The organism is Curtobacterium sp. PhB137 (genome assembly GCF_003814955.1).
GTDB lineage: Bacteria > Actinomycetota > Actinomycetes > Actinomycetales > Microbacteriaceae > Curtobacterium.
The window spans coordinates 127,732-146,660 of sequence record NZ_RKQO01000009.1 but is presented as its reverse complement, the minus strand read 5'-3'; the positions used below and the strand labels follow the sequence as shown (position 1 = coordinate 146,660).

Genomic DNA, 18,929 nt, shown 5'->3' with positions numbered 1-18,929 from the left:
ATCCTGACGGGAGGCACGGTGCCAGCTGGCACCGTGCCTCCCGTCCGTCGTCCGGTCGCGTCTCCCGCCGCGGCCGCCCCGCGTGCCGGCGGTGCGTCACCAGCCTTGCGGTGCGGGGAACCGCAGATCACGCTCGGATCCGTTCCCCTGGCGTCCGAGCGGTGCTGTGATACCTGGAGCCGTGACGCAGGGAGCCGCGGAGAAGGCAGGGGAACGAACGTGTACCGAGCACTCATCACCGTCGCAGCAGCGGCGGCGCTCGTCATCGGGGGAGTGGCGCCGGCGACGGCAGCCCCCTCGTCCTCGGCGCCCGGAGCGCCCACCACCGTCCGGGTCACCGGAGCCGGCGACAGCGCGACCGTGACCTGGGGCGCCCCGAAGTCGGGCGCGAAGGTGACCGGCTGGAAGGTCACGATCGCCCCCGCGCAGCACCAGCCCGGCAACGGCGTCGACCGGCTGCCGGCGAAGGCGCGGTCCGACCGCTTCGGTGACCTGACGCCGAAGACGACCTACAAGTTCTCGGTCCGAGCGATCGGCGCGAAGAAGTCCGGCCGCACGATCCTGGTCCGCTACACCACGCCGTCCGTGGTCGACACGACGCAGTCGCTGTTCGCCCTCGACGCATCCGGAAACGTCGTGCGCTTCGCCGAGGACGGTTCCGGCGCCGGGAAGGTCGTCGCGGCCAACGGGACGGGCTTCGCCGCGGACGACGTCGGCGACGTGTTCACCCCCTCGGCGGACCTGACCTCGATCCTGTTCCACCCCGCCGACGGCAGCGCGACGCGGACGCTGGCGACCGGGCTGCACCTGACCCCCGACCTGCGCTCCGACGTCGCCGGCAACCTGTACTGGATCGACTCGGTGACGGGGGCCGTGCAGAAGCTCGCCGTCGGCAGCTCCACCGCGACGACCGTGCTCGACCTGACTGCCACGGGCAGCGGCCAGCGGTTCTGGACCGTCACCCCCGACGGCAAGGTCGTCGCCGTCGGCGGTTCGCAGATCTCCCCGATCGTCGTGGGCACCGGCACGGCCGCACGGGCGATCACGCTCCCCGGCAGCTCCGGCGTCGGGTACCCCGCAGCGGTCCTCGCGGACTCGCACGGCAACGTGTACGTCGACATCCGTTCTCCCGGTGGCGCCGGCTCGTGGGCCTGGTACCAGCTGAAGCCGGGCGCCACGGCGCTGACGCGGATCGAGCCCCGGCTGGCGTTCGAGTACGCGGCCGCCAACGCCGACGGGTTCTCTCTGCTGCAGTCCGCCGAGTGGTGCAGCGCCCCCGCCGAGTACCCGACCAGCCCGGCCGGCTGCAAGGTCGACCGCACAATCCCGGACAAGCTCGTGGTCGGCTCCAGTGGGAAGTCCACCGTGGCGGTCTCCGGCATCACGGCGGGGTCGCGCGGGGCGAACACGGGTGCCGCCTCCGACGACGGCGACGTGTTCGCGAACGTCGACAGCGGGCCCTCGGCCGGGCTGTGGCGCGTGCCGGCCTCCGGCGGGGCTGCGCAGCAGCTGTCGTCGGCGCAGTACTCGCGGCTGCTGGTGATCTGACCGGCAGGCCGAGGCAGGACGGGGTGGGACGCAACGGCGCGTCCCACCCCGTCCTGTGTTCCGGGCGGGGGGGGGGGGGCGTCGTGCGGCGGGGTGGGGCGGGCGCGGGCGTCGTGCGGCGGGGCCCGCGGTTCCGAAATCTTGGAGTGTCGGCGCTCTTTCTGCCGCTCCGTGGAACCTCGGCGGCACACCGGCGGCGTGTTGTGGAACCTCGGCGCCACCCGGTGTCGCGGGGTGGGGGCGCGGGGTGGGGTGCAGGGTACGAGGTCCGAGGTTCCGAGATCTCGGAACCTCGGCGCGCTCTCGGCCGCTCCGTGGAACCTCGGCGGCACACCGGCGGCATGTTGTGGAACCTCGGCGGCGCCGCAGCCCGCCGCAGCCTGCAGCCCGCCCCCGCCGCCCGCCCCCGCAGCGCCCCCCAGCCCGCCTCACACCACCCCCACCACGGTCCGGCGACACACCTCGTCCCACGGGGTCGGCTCGATGCCGAACACCGCGCGACTCTCGGCATCGTCGACCACGTACGGCGCAGTCCACTGGTAGCTCATCTCGGCGAGCTCCCGCATCATCGGCGACACGAGCCCGAGCGCACGGATCGCCGCAGCGGGCATCCGGTGGACGGGCACGGGTGGCTTGCCGGCCGCGGCCAGCACCTCGGTCAGCGCCTGCCGCTGGGTACGAGGAGCGTTGCTCGGCACCATCCACGTGCGGCCGTGCGCGCGCTCGTCCGAGGCCGCCGCCACCAGGGTCCTGGCGACGTCGAGCACGTCGGTGAAGGTGTGTGGCAGGTCGGTCCTGCCGATCATCGTCACGGCCTTCCCCTGCAGTGCGGCCGGCAGCACCCGCGTGACGTGTCCGTTCGCCCCGATGCCCGGCCCGACGTAGTCCGAAGCGCGGACCTCGACCGTCCGGATGCGTCCGGCACGGTGCGCGGCCAGGGCGTCGGCCCACAGCCGTGCGCGGAGGATCCCCTTGTGGTCGGTCGCCGCGTCCGGTGTGTCGGCGCGCATCGGGCCGTCGACCGGGCCGTACGGGTACAGGTTCCCGGTGATGGCGTAGACGGCTCCGGTCCGCTCGGCAGCGGTCAGCATCGACGCCGCGAGCGGTGGCCAGGTGCGCTCCCACTGGGTGTAGTCGCCGGGGTTCGCGCAGTTGTACAGCACGGCGGCGCCGTCGGCTGCCCGGGTGAGGGCCTCGGCGTCGGAGGCGTCGAGCGCGAGGTGATCGACCCCTGACAGGCCGGTGTCCCGACCCGAGCGGGTGGCGACGGTGACGTGCTCACCGCGTTCGGCGAGCAGCGCGGCGACGTGGCGGCCCACCGGGCCGGCGCCGATGACGAGGTGGTTGTGCGACATGGTCCCTGCTTCCGTTCTGGTTGCGAGAGCGGTGCTCTCGCAACCAGGATGCGCGCTCGGACACGAAAGAGCAAGAGCACTGCTCTCATTTGTGTGCAGTGCTCTCGTGTGGCATGGTGACCGGATGGCACCGACAGCACGCGAGCTCGCCCGGCAGACGATCCGGGCGGACATCCTGGCCGCTGCGCGCACCCGCCTCACCGACGAGGGGCCCGCAGCGCTCAGCCTCCGAGCCGTTGCCCGCGACGTCGGCATGGTGTCGTCCGCGGTGTACCGGTACTTCCCGAGTCGCGACGACCTGCTGACGGCGCTGCTCATCGTCGACTACGACGAACTCGGCGCAGCGGTCGAGGCTGCTGACGCCGCGGCCGGCCCGGAACCGGGTGCACGCTGGGTCGCCGCGTGCCGCGCGATCCGATCGTGGTCCGTCGCGCACCCGGGCGACTTCGCGTTGCTGTTCGGGTCGCCCGTGCCGGGCTACGCTGCAACGCGCGAGACGGTCGTGCCCGCCGCGCGGACGACGCTCGCGCTGGTGCGGGTGGTGGCCGATGCGGTCGCGCCCCGCGGGGACGTCACGTCGGCGTCGGGGGCGGACGGGAGGCCCGGATCACCCGCCGCGCCCACGGCGGCTCCCGGGGCGGCCGGCCCCGCAGTCGCGGACGCAGTGACCACCCTGCGGTCGCTCGGCATCGCACTGCCCGACGAAGTCCTGGTCCGCACCCTGATGGCCTGGTCGACGGTGTTCGGGACGATCTCGTTCGAGCTCTTCGGCCACTTCGTCGGCTCGGTGTCCGACGGTGCCGCCTACTTCGACCAGGTGATCGCGCGGCTCGCCGACGACCTCGGGTTCGCCGCCGCGTTCTGACCCGGTCGTGCGGGTCTGCCCGGGCCGTTGTCCACGACTCGCACTCGGGGCCTGACAGAGTGCCGGTCACTGCGGTAGACAGGTCCCTACGCCGAGGTCGTGCCCGACGACCGGAGCGGACGGCCGGCACGGTGTCCCCTGGGCAGCGACCGGACGGCACCACACCCGGGCGTGCGCTGCGGCCGGGGTCCGCGCGGATCAGGAGGCACCCTTGCGACGCAGCTCGGCCGGCGACCCCGCAGACGGAGCGACCCGGTGACGGCGCTCGACGTCAGCCGCCAGGACCGCCGCCGGCTGACCACCGGCACGGCCCGCCGACGACTCGTCACGGTGCGCACGGTCGCGCTCCTGGCGTCGATCGCCGGTGTGAACTACGTCGTCTGGCGCTGGGCCGCCTCGGTGAACTGGCACTCCTGGTGGATCGCCGTGCCGCTCATCCTGGCCGAGACCTACAGCGTCATCGACTCGCTCCTGTTCGCGTTCGGGGCATGGCGGTTGCGCGAGCGCGGTGAGCCCCCGACGAAGCCGTCCTCCGACGTCACGGTCGACGTCTTCATCACCACCTACAACGAACCCGTCGAGATGGTCGTGCGCACGGCCCGTGCGGCGCAGGCGATCACACACCCGCACACGACGTGGATCCTCGACGACGGCAACCGCCCCGAGATGCGTGCGGCCGCCGACTCGCTCGGCATCGGCGTCATCACCCGCGGTGCCGACTGGATCGACCGTCCCCGGCACGCCAAGGCCGGCAACCTCAACAACGCCCTGCTCGCGACCCAGGGCGAGTTCCTGCTCATCCTCGACGCCGACCAGGTACCGGAGCCCGGCATCCTCGACCGCACGCTCGGCTACTTCAAGGACCCGCGGATGGCGCTCGTACAGACGCCGCAGTGGTTCGAGAACGTTCCCGAGGCGGACCTGCTCGGCAGTCAGGCGCCGCTGTTCTACGGGCCGATCCAGCAGTCGAAGGACGGCTGGAACGCCGCGTTCTTCTGCGGGTCGAACGCGATCCTGCGGCGCGAGGCACTGATGCAGCTCGGCATCTCCCGCTACGTGGTCGAGGTCGAAGCCTCGGTGCAGCGCACGATCACGACGTCGCGGAAGCTGCTGGCCCGTGCGCGTGAGACCGAGACGGACCCGCGGGTGCTCGGCGCCCTGGACGAGGCCGAAGCCGTCGTCGACCGCGCTCGCGACCAGGTCCGGGCCGGCGAACCGCTCGGCGACGTCACCTACGCGTTCCAGCGGGGGATCGACACGATCGCCTTCCGGTTCGCCGCCGCCGACCTCGAGTCGGTGCGGAACGACCTGCAGGAGCTCGCCGCGATGTCGACCGACGCGAACACCTTCGCCGGGCTCGACGACGCCGCGCTCGACGTGCTCGGGCGGCGCGACGCATCGCCCGTGGCGGCCATCGAGTCGATCGCGGTCCTCGCACGGGCACTCGACGTCAACCGCGACGACGAGGCGCAGCCGATCATGCCGCTGGCGACGATCTCGGTGACCGAGGACATGGCCACCGCCATGCGGCTGCACGGGCTCGGCTGGAAGTCGGCGTACCACGACGAGATCCTGGCGAAGGGCCTGGCGCCGGAGGACCTGCCGACCATGCTCGTGCAGCGGCTCCGTTGGGCGCAGGGCACCATGCAGGTGTTCTTCCGCGAGAACCCGCTGGTGCAGAAGGGCCTGTCCTGGGGGCAGCGCCTGATGTACTTCTCGACGATGTGGAGCTACCTGTCCGGGTTCGCCGCGATCGTGTACATCGCGGCCCCGGTGCTCTGCCTGTCGTTCGGCGTCGTCCCGGTGCAGGCCTACAGCGTCGACTTCTTCGCCCGGCTGATCCCGTTCCTCGTGCTCAACCAGCTCCTGTTCTGGGTGGTGGCCGCCGGCAGGCCGACGTGGCGTGGGCAGCAGTACTCGCTCGCGCTGTTCCCGGTGTGGATCGAGGCGGTGACGAGTGCGTTCGAGAACGTGTTCCGCGGCAAGCCGCTCGGGTTCCGGGTCACGCCGAAGGTGCGCGACGACACCGAGCAGAAGCCCCGGTGGGACCTCGTCAAGCCGCAGCTCATCGCGATGGGGGCGCTGGTCGCGGCACTGATCCTGATCGGCATCCGCTACCTGACCGGGCAGGCGTCGGGCATCGCGCCGCTCGTCAACACCGCATGGGTCGTCTTCGACCTGTTCATCTTCAGCATCGTGATCCGGGCCGTGCTCTACCGCGGCCCGGGCACGGGAGTCCAGTCAGAGCACGAGTCGAGCACCGCCGGAGGACCACTGTGAACGCCGAGACCACCTTCGACGTCGCCGCGACGCCCGTGTCGCTCGACGAGGTCCAGGACCGCTTCGGCGTCTGGTGGGACGGCCTCGGCATCGACGACGCCCGGCTCCGCTTCGCGCTGGAGACCGCGCTGGCCGAGGTCGCGGCGAACATCGTGGAGCACACGATCCGTTCCGACCAGGAGACCGGTCGGCGCTACACCGTGCGGCTCGAGTCGACCGAGCGGGCGCTCACCGCGGAGCTCACCGACAACGGTCTGCCCGTGGACATCGACCTGAGCGCCGTCACGATGGCCGACGTCGAGCAGGAGAGCGGACGCGGTCTGGCGCTCGCGATCGCCGCCCTCGACCGCCTGGAGCACCGGCACGAGCACGGGCACAACGTCTGGACGCTGGTGTGCGACCGGTGAGGCTGCTGGCGGCCCGCGTGGTCGCCGTCCTCGTCACGATCGCGACGCTCCTGCTCGGCGGTGCACTGCCGGCGTCCGCGGTGACGGTGCACACGGCCGCGGCGACGGAGCCGGCGAGCGGGACGACGTGGTTCGGCCCGGACCTCGACTGGGGCGACGACTCCCCGGCGGGGTACGAGGGACGGCTCGGTGCGACGCCGTCGATGTACGGGGTGGAGATCGACTACCCGCTGGACCGCTCGGCCAGGCGAGAGCTCCTCCGCGCGACGCGTGCCGCGGCGACGCAGGGCGCGGTCCTCGTCGTGAGCCTCGAGCCCGGGCAGTCGCTCCGGTCACTCGACGCCGCCGACGCCCGCGCCGCGAACACCGCGTTCCAGGAGATCCACGACCAGTACGACACCCAGGTGCTCGTGCGGTTCGCGCCGCAGATGAACGGCACGTGGGTGCGCTGGGGGCAGCAGCCGACCCAGTTCGTGCAGGCGTTCCGGACGCTCGCGACCGCCGTGCACGGCGGCGACTCCGACGCGCGCATGGTGTGGTCGCCGTCGTACGGTGCGGGGTACCCGTTCGGCGAGTCCGCGGGACGACTGGCAGACCTCTCCGCGACCGACGTCGCGAAGCTCGACACCAACGGCGACGGCGAGCTGACCGCGGCCGACGACCCCTACGAACCGTACTGGCCGGGCGACGCCTCGGTGGACTGGGTCGGCTTGTCGATGTACTACTTCGGCAAGGGCAAGTCGACCGAAGCCGCCGGTCGTGACGTCCCCCTCACCCGCAACGACGTGCCGGAGCGTGGCGAGGTCGAGTCCCGGTTCGACGAGACGTGGGGCTACGAGCAGCAGCAGGCGGACAGCTTCTACGACCGGTTCGCCGTCGACGGCGACCGGTCGATGCTGCTCGACACCGGTGCACTGTACGACCACACCCGCCGGGGCGACGCGGAGCTCCCGGTCAAGCAGGGCTGGTGGCGGCAGGTGATCGCCTCGGTCCAGGACCGCCCGTTGATCCGGGGCGTGACCTTCCTCGAGACGAACCGCCGCGAGCCTGAGGCCGGGAACCGTGTCGCCGACTGGCGCGACACAGCGGTGCCCGGGATCGCCGGGTCGTTCCGCACCGACCTCGAGCGCGGCGACCACTTCGCCTTCGGGCCCGTCACCGACCGCATCACCACGCAGCAGGGCAACGCCGCGACCGACCAGCAGTACGACACCGGCGGCGACCAGATGGCGTGGATCGTCTGGGTCGCCGTGGGCCTGGCGGTGGTGTTCCTGCTGAGCGGGCTGTTCGGACGGTTGCTGCCGAGCTGGCGCTACCCCGACGACGGCAAACCCGGGCGTGACCTGCGTCTCGACCTGTTCCGCGGGTTCATCATCCTGGCGGTGGTGATCACCCACATCGAGATCGGCGGGCCGTACTCGTACCTCACGCTGCACGCGGTCGGTGCGATCACCGGTGCCGAGATGTTCGTGTTCCTGTCCGGCATGGTCCTCGGCATGACCTACCCGTTCGCCATCAAGAAGTTCGGCGAGTGGGCGGCCGCGATCGGGGCGTGGAAGCGTGCCCGAAAGCAGTACCTCGTCACGCTCGTGGTGATCGCGGTCGTCTTCGCGCTGAGCTTCGTCCCGTTCCTGAACACCGACGCGATCACGACGTTCACCGACCGGGGGACCGGAACCGGGGGTGTCGGTGCCGAGGGCCGGGTGTACGACCTGTACCCGAACGCGATGCAGCTGCTCGGCTACCCGCCGCCGTGGTACGCCATCCGACAGTTCCTGCTGCTCGAGATGGGCCCGTGGCCGTTCAACATCATGGGCCTGTTCGTGGTGCTGAGCCTGTTCATCCCGCCGCTGCTCTGGCTGATCCGGCGTGGCTTCTGGTGGGTGGTGCTCGTCGTGAGCTGGGCGCTCTACGTGTTCCAGGCACTCAACCCGGAGTTCCGCCCGCTGAACTCGCAGTTCGAGGCGGTCTTCCCGCTGCTCACCTGGCAGGTCGTGTTCACCCACGGGCTCGTGCTCGGGTACTACCGACGGCAGATCATCGGCGCGCTCACCGGGCGTCTCGGCAAGGTGCTGGTCGGCATCGGTGTCGGCGGCTACGCGGCGTTCCTGGTGTACGTCTGGGCGGCGAACCACGCCGGGTTCACACCGGTCCCGTTCCCGGCGTCGATGTACGAGGACCTGTACAACACGGCGTACCAGCGGGTGGACCTGCAGTGGGGCCGACTGGTCGACATCGCGTTCTTCGCGATCGTGTCGTACGCGATCCTGACGGTGTTCTGGAAGCCGATCTCGACGGCGATCGGCTGGCTCTGGATCCCGATCGGGCAGGCCAGCCTCTACGTCTTCGTGTGGCAGGTGTTCTTCGCGCTGGCGATCGCGTCGATCCCCGGCGTGCCGTGGGGCGACTTCTGGATCGGCTTCGTGGTGCACTCGGCGTTGATCCTGCTGGCCTGGTACATGGTCCGCAAGAGGTTCCTGTTCTCGGTCATCCCGCGTTGACGTGACCGCGGGACGGACGGGAGGCCCGTGGCGGCGTCGCCACGGGCCTCCCGTCCGTCCTCGGTCGCGTCCACCGCACGCGCCGCGCTCGACAGGAGCGGTCGCGGTCCCGCGACTCGCCGCTCACGTCCGCCGAGGTTCCGATCGGGAGCCTGACGGCCGCCGACATGCCGAGATTTCGGAACCTCGGGGGAACACGCGCGGGCGTGCCGGGGCGCCTACGGCGTGGGGACGGGGGCGCTCAGTGCCTCGCGCACGGGGCCCCAGGCGGCCAGGCGGTCGCGGACCGCGTCGTGCCGCTCGGCGGCGAGTGCCTCGACGTGTGCGCGCTCGAGCACCTCGTCGATGACGATGCGCTGCCCGGTGCGGGTCGACGCGATCGCCGCCTCGACCATCGCGAGGCTCATGACGTTGCCGTGCACCTCACCGTCCGGGGTCTCGCCGGAACGCACGGCGTGCACGAACGACGTCAGCGCCCCGGCGATCTCGTGCCCCACGCTGGCAGCGGGCGACGGCGTGCCCAGGGTGCCGTCGAGGTCGCTGGACGGGTCGTGGTCGCCGTCCCACAGCGCCGTGCCAGCCGCACCCGAGGCTCGCCAGTCGCCGTTCCACGAGGTCTCGGCCCCCGGCGCGCACCACGAGCCGTCGTACACGTACCGGACGTCGTCCTCGAAGGCGAAGACCGCTGCCGCCGCCGCGTCGCCGCGGTACCAGGACCACGACGGGTTCCACGACTCGCAGTACACCGACACCGGGTCCCGTTCGAGCACGTAGCGGGCGGAGTCGAACGCGTGGATCGCCATGTCGAGCAGCAGGACGTCGTCCATCTGCTCGCGGAAGCCGCCGAAGTGCGGGGCCTTGGCGAACCGGGTGCCCAGGCCGCCGATCGCGCCCAGGCCGCGCACGTGCTGGCGGAACGCGACGAGCTGGTCGTTGTAGCGCCGCGACTGCGACACCATGAACAGCTTGCCGGTGGCCTCGGCGGCCGCGGCGAGCGACAGTGCCTCGGCGACCGTCTGCGCTGCGGGTTTCTCGCCGAGCACGGGGAGCCCGGCGTGCAGGGCCTGCAGCGTGACGGGGTGGTGCGCGACCGGGACGGTGATGTCGAGCACCGCCTGTGCACCGGTCTCGGCGGCGAGCACGGTCAGGTCGGTGCCGACGGGGATGCTCGGATCGCCGGCGTGTTCGGCACCGGCCCGGGCGGCATCGAGGTCGAGGTCGACGATGCCGACCAGCTCGACGTCGGGGTCGGCGGCGACGGTGCCGAGCCAGGCCCGGCCCATGCCGCCGGCACCGACCTGCAGGACGCGGAGCGCGGTCACGCCTGCGCCCCGGCGTGGTCGTCGACGGGGGCGTCGTCGACAGAGGCGTCGTCGACGGGCGCGTCGTCGAACGGGCCGCGGTAGTGCTGGCCCTCGAAGTACTCGCCCAGGTCGTAGCGGCGGAGCGTCGGGATCTCCCGCTCGCGCTCCGGCCGCGCCCACTCGGTGGCGTTCGCGATCACGCGGCGGACGTCCTTGTGGTGGTACACGGGGAAGTCCTGGTCGCCGGGCGAGAAGTAGAAGATCTTCCCCATGCCGCGGCGGTACGTCATGCCGCTCCGGAACACCTCGCCGCCGGTGAAGCCCGAGATGAACACGAGCTCGTCGGGGGTCGGTACGTCGAAGTACTCGCCGTACATCTCCTGCTCGGGGATGACGATCGGGTTCGGGACGCCGCGGGTGATCGGGTGCTGCGGGTTGACGGTCCAGACGAGTTCCTGGTCGTGCTCGCTCCGCCAGCGAAGCGTGCACGTGGTGCCCATCAGCTTGCCGAAGATCTTCGACCAGTGGCCGGAGTGCAGGACGACCAGGCCCATGCCGGACAGGACGTGCTTGTGCACCCGGTCGACCACGGCGTCGTCGACGTCCTGGTGCGCGGCGTGCCCCCACCAGGTCAGGACGTCCGTCGCGGCCAGGACCTCGTCGGTCAGGCCGTGCTCGGGTTCCTGCATGGTGGCGGTCCGGACGACGGCGTCGGGCAGGTTCTCGCGGATGCCGTCGGCGATCGCGCCGTGCATGCCGTCGGGGTACCGCTCGGCGACGTGCTGCTCGACCTGCTCGTGGACGTTCTCGCCCCAGACGGTGATGCGCAGCGGGGTGGTGGTCATGGTGTGCCTTTCTGGCTGGGGTACGTGGTGGCGTCGGTCCGGGGCCGTCACTTGACGGCACCGCCGAGGGCACCAGCGGAGATGTACTTCTGCGCGAAGATCAGCAGGACGGCAGCGGGCAGGGAGGCCAGTACCGAGGTCGCCATGACGGGTCCCCAGTCGGTGACGTTCGAGCCGATGTAGTTGTAGATGCCGAGCGTGATCGGTCGGACCGCGGTCGTCGACGTCAGGGTCAGTGCGATGAGGAAGTCACCCCACGCGCCGAGGAACGTGAAGAGCGCCGCGGTGACGATGGCGTTCCGGCTGATCGGCACGACGATCGACACGAACGCCCGGAAGTCGCTGGCGCCGTCGACCAGTGCGGCCTCGACCAGGCTCGGCGGGATCGACTCCATGAACGCGCGCATGAGCAGGATGGCGAACGGCACCTGGACCGCGCTGTCGGCCAGGATCAGCCCGACGTAACTGTTGAGCAGCCCGATGTTGTTGAACAGCGTGTACAGCGCGTTCGCGATGACGATCGCCGGGATCATCTGGGTGATCAGCAGCACGAGCAGGAACACCCGGCCGCCGCGCATCCGGAACCGGGCCAGCCCGTAGGCGGCCGGCGTCGCGATGGCCAGCGTCAGCAGGACGGTGCCGAGGCCGATGATCATGCTCGACAGGAAGTTCTGCCCCTGCTGGGCGAACGCGGCCTCGTACCCCGCGAAGGTGGGGGAGAACGGGAACCACGTCGCCGTAGCGGCCCCGGACGTCGCCTGCAGGCTGGTGTTCACCATCCAGTAGACGGGGAACACCATGATCGCGAGGAACACGCACCCGAGGATCGTGAACGGGATGCCCTTGGCGGAACCGCGCGGGCGGGGTGCCCGGGTGGTCCGCTTCGTCGTGATCGCGCGGGTGGCGGTGACGGTCTGGTTCGCGAGTCCGACGCTCATTCGTCGACCGCCTTCCGGGAGATCGCGATGTAGACCATCGCGAAGACGAACGAGACGACGATGAGCACGTTGCTCACCGCGGCTCCGATGCCGAACTGGAAGTTGATGAACGACTGGTGGTACGCGTTCGTGGCGAGGGTCTGCGTCGAGTTCGCCGGCCCGCCGCCGGTCAGGCCGAGGATGATGTCCACGACCTTCAACGTGTAGACGACCCCGAGCACGACCACGACGCTGACCACCGACCGGATGCTCGGCCACGTGATGTACCAGAACGCCTTGAACCCGGTGGCGCCGTCGAGCGACCCGGCCTCGTAGAGCTCCGGCGGCACGGACTGCAGGCCGCTGTAGAGGATCGTCGTGTTGAACGGGATGCCGAGCCACACGTTGACGCCGATGACGGCGATGAGCGCGAGGCTCGGGCTGACCAACCACGGGACCGGGGCGATGCCCACCACACCGAGGAGCTGGTTGAGCGCCCCGCTGTCCTGGTCGAGCAGCCACTTCCACACCGCGCTCGAGGCGATGAGCGGCAGCAGCCACGGCAGGAGCAGGAGCCCCCGCAGGAAGCCCGACAGCGGGAAGTGCCGACGGAAGAACAACGCGAGGCTCAGCCCGATGACGAACTGCAGGATGATCGAGCCGGCCGTGAACAGGGCGGTGTTCACGAGGCTCGTCGTGAAGACCGAGCTCTGGAACACGGAGATGTAGTTGCCGAGTCCCACCCAGGGGGCCTCGCCGGTGAAGAAGGTCGCCGTCGTGTAGTCCTGGAAGGACATGATGATGTTCTTCACCACGGGGTAGCCGAAGAAGACGGCCACGAAGACCGCCGCTGGCACCACGAAGAGCCATCGGGTCACGCCGGATCGGAACCGGGCTCGTCGTTGCCCGGGTCGGGGTGTCGTCACGGGCGGGATCGTCCGTGGTCGTGTCTGTGTCGAGGCGCTCACGCCGGGGTCCTTTCCTGCACGCCGGAGGGAGCCGACCGGTCGGCCGGCTCCCCGTGGACTACTGCTCTTGCGACTGCGCCTGCTTGAGCGCTGCCTCGGGGCTGGCCTTGCCGGTGAGGGCGAGCTGGACGGCGGTGTAGATCTTCGTGGCGGCCTTGGGCCAGTCGGGTCCGAGCTCACCGGTGCGCGCGCGAGCGGTCTGCACCGTGGTGACGAAGGACGCGACCTGCGGGTGGTCCTTCGCCCAGGCGGCGCCGGCCTCGAGGTTGGTCGGCACGTTGCCGCTGACCTCGGACAGGGTCTTCTGCATCTTCTGCGAGTGGAGGCAGCCGACGAACTTGCCGGCGAGCTGCATCTTGTCCTTGTCGCCGGTCTGCGGGACGGTGAACGCCTCGCCGCCGAGCGGTGCGACCGTGGCCTCGCCGGTGCGCGTCGGGATCGGGACGCTGTCGAACTCGAGGCTCTTCTTCTCGTTGAGCGCCGGCAGCTGCCAGGGACCGTTGATCATCATCGCGGCCTTGCCGGCCAGGAACTGGTTGTTGACGTCCGCCTGGGCCCAGTTGATCGAGCTCTTCGACATCGAGCCGTCATCCTGCAGGTCCTCGACGAGCTGCAGCGCCTGGGTGGCGTCCGCGGTGGCGATGTCCTTCTCGTCACCGCCGTTCGACCAGAAGAACGGCAGGAACTGCCAGGTGCCCTCGTACGTGTTGATGTTGCTCATCGCGAAGCCGTAGGTCGAGCCCTTGGTGAGCTTCTTCGCCGCGGCCTTGAGCTCGTCCCACGTCTTGGGCGGCTGGACGCCGGCGTCCGCCAGGAGCTTCTTGTTGTAGTAGAGCGCGATGGAGTTCGTGTTCGACTGCAGGCCGTAGAGCTTGCCCTTGTAGGTGCTCGCCGCCTTCACGCCGGGGACGTCGCCGTCGGCGTCGAGACCGTAGTCGGACAGGTCGGACAGGGCACCGGAGGAGGCGATCTGCTGGACGTCGGGGTTGTCGAGCATGAGGACGTCAGGCAGCGTCTTCGACGATGCCTGCTGCAGCACCTTCGCGATCAGACCGGCGCCGGCGACGTGGTTGATCGTGACCGTCGCGCCGACCTCCTTCGCGCAGGTCTTGTAGACCGGGTTGTAGTTCGCGTCGTAGTAGTCCTCGATCGTCAGGGCCTTGCTGCCGCCCGATGAGGCCGATCCGGAGCCGGAGCAGCCGGACAGGACCAGGGGGATCGTGGCGACGACGGCGACAGCGCCGACGAGGGCGCGCGTCCGGCGGGACATGGAGGGGAATCTTTGCTTCATTGCAGAGCTCTTCTCTTGACGGGTGCTGGGGCAGGCACGCATCGACGAGGCCGCTGACGTCATCGTCGCTGTGCTCCTGGGGCGAGAAGCTAACAGATAAGCGCTTCACCTGTAAAGCGCTTTTCTGACTTCGTGCGCGCTAAGATCAGCGCCATGGCCACGATGCAGCAGGTCGCCGATCGGGCGGGGGTCTCGATCGCCACCGTGTCCTTCGTGGTGAACGGGACGAAGTACGTGACCCCCGGCACGACCGCGCGGGTGAAGACCGCGATGCGCGAGCTGAAGTTCCGCGGCAACGTCGTCGCCCGGGCCCTGGCGAGCCGGCGGACCCGGATCATCGCGCTGCTGTTCCCGACCACCGGCAACCGCTTCAGCCCGACGACCTCGCAGTTCTTCATGAGTGCGGCGGAACGGGCGTCCGAGCGGGGCTACCACCTCGTGCTCTGGCCGGTGGACCCCGCTGGTGACGACCTCGACGACCTCGTGTCGGGTGGGCTCGTGGACGGCGTCATCCTGATGGAGGTGCGGATGGACGACCCCCGCGTCGCCGTCCTCACCGACCTCGGCGTGCCGTTCACCCTGATCGGCCGGACCCGCGACAGCAGCGGTCTGCCCTTCGTCGACATCGACTTCGAGACGACCATCGAGGACAGCCTCGACCACCTCGAGACGCTCGGGCACCGCCGGTTCGGACTCGTGCTCGAGGACCTCGAGGGCACCCCGATGGCCGGCTACGCCCCGCACCTGCGCGTCGAGGCGACCTTCCGGCGCGCGATCGCCGAGCGCGGGCTGGCCGGGACGGTCGTCACCGCCGGGCCGGGCAGCGACGGCGGACGGCAGGCCACGAGCGACCTGCTCGCGGCGGACCCCGACGTCACGGCGCTGCTCGTGATGAAGGACGACTCGTCCGCCGGTGTCCTCGTCGGCCTCTACACCGCCGGGCGGCGGGTCCCCGAGGACGTCTCCGTGCTCAGCATCGCGTCGTCCGAGGCCAACGCTGACCAGCACTACCCGCGGCTGTCGACCATGGTCGCCCCGGGCCAGGAGCTCGGGATCCGGGCCGCCGACGCCCTCATCGAACAGCTCGACGGCACCTCCGACGACCTGCCGCACTTCCTGCTGCCGTGCACGCTCCGCACGGCGGAGTCCACGGCCCCCGCCCCCGCCTGACCACCTGCCGGACGGGAGGCGCGGTCCGGCGCCGCCACGGGCCTCCCGTCCGCCCGTTCCCACGTTTCGGGCTGAGCGACAGTTCGCGGGGCCGCGAACCCGTGAACTGTCGCCCAGCGCGAAAGCTCGGCACCGCGCCCCGCCCGCGCCCGCGCCCGCCGCCCGCGCCCGCCGCCGCGCGCCCACCGGGCGCTCAGGGTCCGTTGGTTGTGTGGACGCACAGGTTCGCAGCACCACACGTCGAGGAGGACGGATGGCCATCGACCGCAGGATGTTCCTGCTCGGGGGAGCGGGGGTGCTGCTCCTCGCCGGTTGCTCCACGCGCCCCGAGCGCACGCTGGTCCAGGACTGGCCCACCGACCCGCCAGAGGGCGAGGCGACGATCAGCTGGTGGGCGGGCCAGGTCGCCTCGAAGGACGGCGGTGACCTGCGGCGCCGGCTCATCGCCGAGTTCCAGAAGGAGCACCCGAACATCCGGGTGCGCATCGTGAGCGCCCCGAGCGACACCGACACGAACCGGACGAGCCTGACGACGCAGATCGCGGCCGGCAGCAGCACGCCGGACGTCTACCTCGGCGACGTCGCGTGGCCCGGGCAGTTCGCGAAGAACAAGCTCGCCACCCCGGTGAACCAGCTCGTGGGCGAGGACTTCTTCGACCAGTTCCCCGAGGGCCTGCGGCAGGCGGCGAGCGTCGACGGGACGTACTACATGTTCCCGCTCTACATCGACGAGTCGTTCTTCCTGTACCGGAAGGACCTGCTCGCGAAGCACTCCCTGCAGGTGCCGGGGTCGTGGGAGGAAGTGCGCGAGACGGCCGCGAAGCTCGTCGACACCGGTGACGTCAGCTACGGGTTCGCGTTCCAGGGCGACGTGTACGAGGGCCTCACCTGCAACGTCACCGAGTTCGTCGCGGACGCCGGCGGCTCGCTGCTCAACGACGACCTGACGAAGCCCGAGACGACGAGCTCGGAGACGAAGCGCGCCTTCGAGTTCATGCGGTCCCTGATCACGGACGGCGCGAGCCCCCGGGCCACACTGACGTACCAGGAGCAGGACACGAACGACGCCTTCTCGGGCGGCCGGGCGGCGTTCCTGCGCAACTGGTCGTACGCGTGGGGCATCGCGAACGGGCCGGACAGCCGGGTCGCGGGCAAGGTCGGGCTCGCCGCCCGTCCCACCTTCGACGGGCAGGACGAGCACCACTCGACCATCGGCGGGTGGGGGAACTACATCAACCCGCACACGCAGCAGCCCGCGGCGGCACTGACGTTCGCACGCTGGATGTCGAGCGAGACGGCGCAGCAGTTCCTGACCCGCGAGGGCGGCGTCCTGCCGGCCCGCAGCGCGTCGCTCGTCAGCGAGGACGCGAAGCAGCAGCAGCGCCCGACGTACGACACCGCTGCCGGCATCACGCTCGTGCCCCGTCCCACGTCGACCGCGTACTACCCGAAGGTCTCGCAGGGCGTGTACCAGAACGGCAACAGCATCCTCGGCGGACAGGCGTCCGTCGACGGCGGCACGAGCACGATGGCCTCGGCCATCGCGCTCGCCCTGCAGGGGGAGGCGCTGTGAGCGCCGGCACGGCCACACGGTCGGGCACCAGGCCGGGAGGCACGGGTCGCCAAGACCCGCCGCCCCGCCTGAGCGGGCGGTCGCGTCTCGACCGCATCCGTGCGCGGGGCGCGTGGGGCTTCGCGGCCCCGGCGCTCCTGGTCGTCGCGGCGGTGACGATCTTCCCGGTGGTCTACTCGATCGTCCTGAGCTTCGCGGACGTCGAGGTCGGCTACGAGGGGTTCACGATCCAGTCGTTCGGGCTCGGCAACTACGCGGCCCTGCTGCAGAGCGCGGACTGGTACCGAGCCCTCGGGTTCACGGTGCTGTACACGGTCGTGACCGTCTCGGTGGAACTCGTGCTCGGCATGCTCGTCGCCCTCGTGCTCGAGCGGCTCGGGGCCACGCGCGGCTGGATGCTCGCGCTCATGCTCATCCCGTGGTCGCTCGTCACCATCGTCAACGCGCAGCTGTGGAAGTACATCTACGACAGCACCTACGGCGTCGCGACCTGGTTCTTCGGCCTGTTCGGGGACGCCCCGGTGATCCTCGGCGAACCGGTGCCCGCGATCACGGGCCTGATGGTCTCTGACATCTGGAAGACGACGCCGTTCGTGGCGATCATCCTGCTCGCCGGGCTCGTGCAGATCTCCGAGGACCACTACGAGGCCGCCGAGCTCGACGGCGCGAGTACCTGGCAGACGTTCTGGCGCGTGGTGCTGCCGCAGCTCACCCCGACGCTGACGATCGCGGTGCTGTTCCGCATCCTGCAGGCGTTCGGCGTCTTCGACCTGCCGTTCGTGCTGACGAACGGCGGACCGGGCACCGCCACCCAGTCGCTCGCGATCATGGGCTACAAGGTCCTGTTCCAGGACATCAACATCGGCCCGGGCGCGGCGATCGCGACGTCCACCGCGATCATCGTCGCGGCCGGGTGTCTGCTGTTCCTCCGGGCCTTCCGGAACCAGGCGAAGGGAGGGGATGCCTGATGCCCCGTCAACGTGTGCGCAAGGGCTGGCGCAAGTGGGTCAACACCGTCAACGTCAGCGGCGTCGTCATCGCGGTGCTCACGGCGCTGCCGCTGTACTGGCTGGTGTCGACGTCGCTCAAGCCGGCGTCCGAGATCGGGCAGTCGCCGCCCACCGCGTTCCCGCAGGCGTTCACCCTCGACAACTTCGTGGTGGCCTTCCGCGACAACGCGCTCGGGCAGTACATGGTGAACAGCGTCATCGTGTCGGTGTCGACGACGGTGATCGTGCTCGCGCTGGCGTTCCTGGCGGGCTACGCGCTCGCCGGTCGGTGGATCAAGGGCCGCACGGCGATCATGACGTCGCTGCTCATGCTGTCGGTGTTCCCGGCGATCGCGGTGCTCACGCCGTTGTACCTGCTCGAGCGCAACCTCGGACTGCTCAACTCGTACCCGGGACTGATCGTGCCGTACGTCGCGTTCAACCTGCCGTTCGCCATCTGGATCATGCGGAACTACCTCGTCGGGATCCCCTCGACGATCGAGGAAGCGTCCGAGATCGACGGGGCGGGAGCTTGGCGCACCGTGCTCAGCGTGATCCTGCCGATGGCGAAGCCGGGCCTGTTCACGGTCGGCGTCTTCACGTTCACAGCGTCGTGGAGCGAGTTCCTGATGGCGCTGACGTTCAACAGCGAGAACTCGTTCCGGACGATCCCGGTCGGCATCGCGCTGTTCGGCACGCAGTTCACGGTGCCCTTCGCGCAGATCTTCGCGGCGAGCGTCGCGGCGACGGTGCCGATCGTGATCCTGGTGCTCGTGTTCCGCCGCTCGATCGTGTCGGGGCTCACCTCCGGTGCCGTCAAGGGGTGACGCGTCCATTGATTCCTGAGGGATAGTCCGCCAGGATCGGAGCAGACGTCGACGGCGACGGCCAGGACCAACCACCCCGGCCGTCGCCG

Annotated in this window: 15 protein-coding genes; 9 read left to right on the top strand and 6 right to left on the bottom strand. The window is 70.4% G+C overall.

What is annotated here, in order from left to right; genetic code table 11:
* The first annotated feature begins 219 nt into the window (after window positions 1–219).
* Entirely contained in the window at window positions 220–1,548 is a 1,329-nt protein-coding gene (locus EDF28_RS16960) for a fibronectin type III domain-containing protein (protein WP_185094280.1), read from the top strand.
* Between the two features lie 428 nt (window positions 1,549–1,976).
* Here EDF28_RS16960 and EDF28_RS16955 read toward each other — a convergent pair whose 3' ends face one another.
* Window positions 1,977–2,903 carry an NAD-dependent epimerase/dehydratase family protein gene (locus EDF28_RS16955; protein ID WP_123939115.1) on the bottom strand — a complete coding sequence of 309 codons (927 nt, stop codon included), beginning with the start codon at window positions 2,901–2,903 and terminating at the stop codon, window positions 1,977–1,979.
* Between the two features lie 124 nt (window positions 2,904–3,027).
* Between EDF28_RS16955 and EDF28_RS16950 the strand changes: the two genes are divergently transcribed.
* The 4 genes from EDF28_RS16950 to opgC all read left to right on the top strand — a co-directional run bounded on the left by EDF28_RS16950 (window position 3,028) and on the right by opgC (window position 8,956).
* Complete coding sequence (locus tag EDF28_RS16950) at window positions 3,028–3,768, top strand: TetR/AcrR family transcriptional regulator (protein WP_123939114.1); 741 nt, start codon at window positions 3,028–3,030, stop codon at window positions 3,766–3,768.
* Window positions 3,769–4,098: 330 nt separating this feature from the next.
* Window positions 4,099–6,048, top strand: coding sequence for a glycosyltransferase (locus EDF28_RS16945; RefSeq protein WP_395875409.1), 1,950 nt, complete (start codon window positions 4,099–4,101; stop codon window positions 6,046–6,048).
* Window positions 6,045–6,455 carry an ATP-binding protein gene (locus EDF28_RS16940; RefSeq protein WP_173170634.1) on the top strand — a complete coding sequence of 137 codons (411 nt, stop codon included), beginning with the start codon at window positions 6,045–6,047 and terminating at the stop codon, window positions 6,453–6,455. The genes EDF28_RS16945 and EDF28_RS16940 overlap by 4 nt, the downstream gene beginning before the upstream one ends.
* A complete protein-coding gene (gene opgC / locus EDF28_RS16935; RefSeq protein ID WP_123939112.1) occupies window positions 6,452–8,956 on the top strand; it encodes an OpgC domain-containing protein in 2,505 nt (834 codons plus the stop codon). The genes EDF28_RS16940 and opgC overlap by 4 nt, the downstream gene beginning before the upstream one ends.
* Before the next feature lie 218 nt (window positions 8,957–9,174).
* Here opgC and EDF28_RS16930 read toward each other — a convergent pair whose 3' ends face one another.
* The 5 genes from EDF28_RS16930 to EDF28_RS16910 all read right to left on the bottom strand — a co-directional run bounded on the left by EDF28_RS16930 (window position 9,175) and on the right by EDF28_RS16910 (window position 14,260).
* Window positions 9,175–10,278 carry a Gfo/Idh/MocA family protein gene (locus EDF28_RS16930; RefSeq protein ID WP_260155067.1) on the bottom strand — a complete coding sequence of 368 codons (1,104 nt, stop codon included), beginning with the start codon at window positions 10,276–10,278 and terminating at the stop codon, window positions 9,175–9,177.
* The gene (locus tag EDF28_RS16925) at window positions 10,275–11,105 is read right to left on the bottom strand and encodes a ThuA domain-containing protein (RefSeq protein WP_123939111.1); all 831 of its coding nucleotides are present in this window, start codon (window positions 11,103–11,105) and stop codon (window positions 10,275–10,277) included. The genes EDF28_RS16930 and EDF28_RS16925 overlap by 4 nt, the downstream gene beginning before the upstream one ends.
* 47 nt (window positions 11,106–11,152) lie before the next feature.
* Complete coding sequence (locus EDF28_RS16920) at window positions 11,153–12,043, bottom strand: carbohydrate ABC transporter permease (protein ID WP_111084887.1); 891 nt, start codon at window positions 12,041–12,043, stop codon at window positions 11,153–11,155.
* Entirely contained in the window at window positions 12,040–12,900 is an 861-nt protein-coding gene (locus EDF28_RS16915) for a carbohydrate ABC transporter permease (RefSeq protein ID WP_123939110.1), read from the bottom strand. The genes EDF28_RS16920 and EDF28_RS16915 overlap by 4 nt, the downstream gene beginning before the upstream one ends.
* 148 nt (window positions 12,901–13,048) lie before the next feature.
* On the bottom strand, window positions 13,049–14,260 hold the full coding sequence (locus EDF28_RS16910; protein WP_123294666.1) for a sugar ABC transporter substrate-binding protein: 1,212 nt from the start codon (window positions 14,258–14,260) through the stop codon (window positions 13,049–13,051).
* 174 nt (window positions 14,261–14,434) lie between these two features.
* Between EDF28_RS16910 and EDF28_RS16905 the strand changes: the two genes are divergently transcribed.
* From EDF28_RS16905 to EDF28_RS16890, 4 genes are all read left to right on the top strand, one after another.
* Window positions 14,435–15,451, top strand: a complete 1,017-nt coding sequence (locus EDF28_RS16905) for a LacI family DNA-binding transcriptional regulator (protein WP_173170643.1) — start codon at window positions 14,435–14,437, stop codon at window positions 15,449–15,451.
* Between the two features lie 253 nt (window positions 15,452–15,704).
* A complete protein-coding gene (locus EDF28_RS16900) occupies window positions 15,705–17,024 on the top strand; it encodes an ABC transporter substrate-binding protein (RefSeq protein WP_123939109.1) in 1,320 nt (439 codons plus the stop codon).
* The gene (locus tag EDF28_RS16895) at window positions 17,021–17,992 is read left to right on the top strand and encodes a carbohydrate ABC transporter permease (RefSeq protein ID WP_185094279.1); all 972 of its coding nucleotides are present in this window, start codon (window positions 17,021–17,023) and stop codon (window positions 17,990–17,992) included. The genes EDF28_RS16900 and EDF28_RS16895 overlap by 4 nt, the downstream gene beginning before the upstream one ends.
* A complete protein-coding gene (locus tag EDF28_RS16890; protein WP_243648957.1) occupies window positions 17,992–18,840 on the top strand; it encodes a carbohydrate ABC transporter permease in 849 nt (282 codons plus the stop codon). Before EDF28_RS16895 ends, EDF28_RS16890 begins: the two co-directional genes overlap by 1 nt.
* Window positions 18,841–18,929 lie beyond the last annotated feature (89 nt).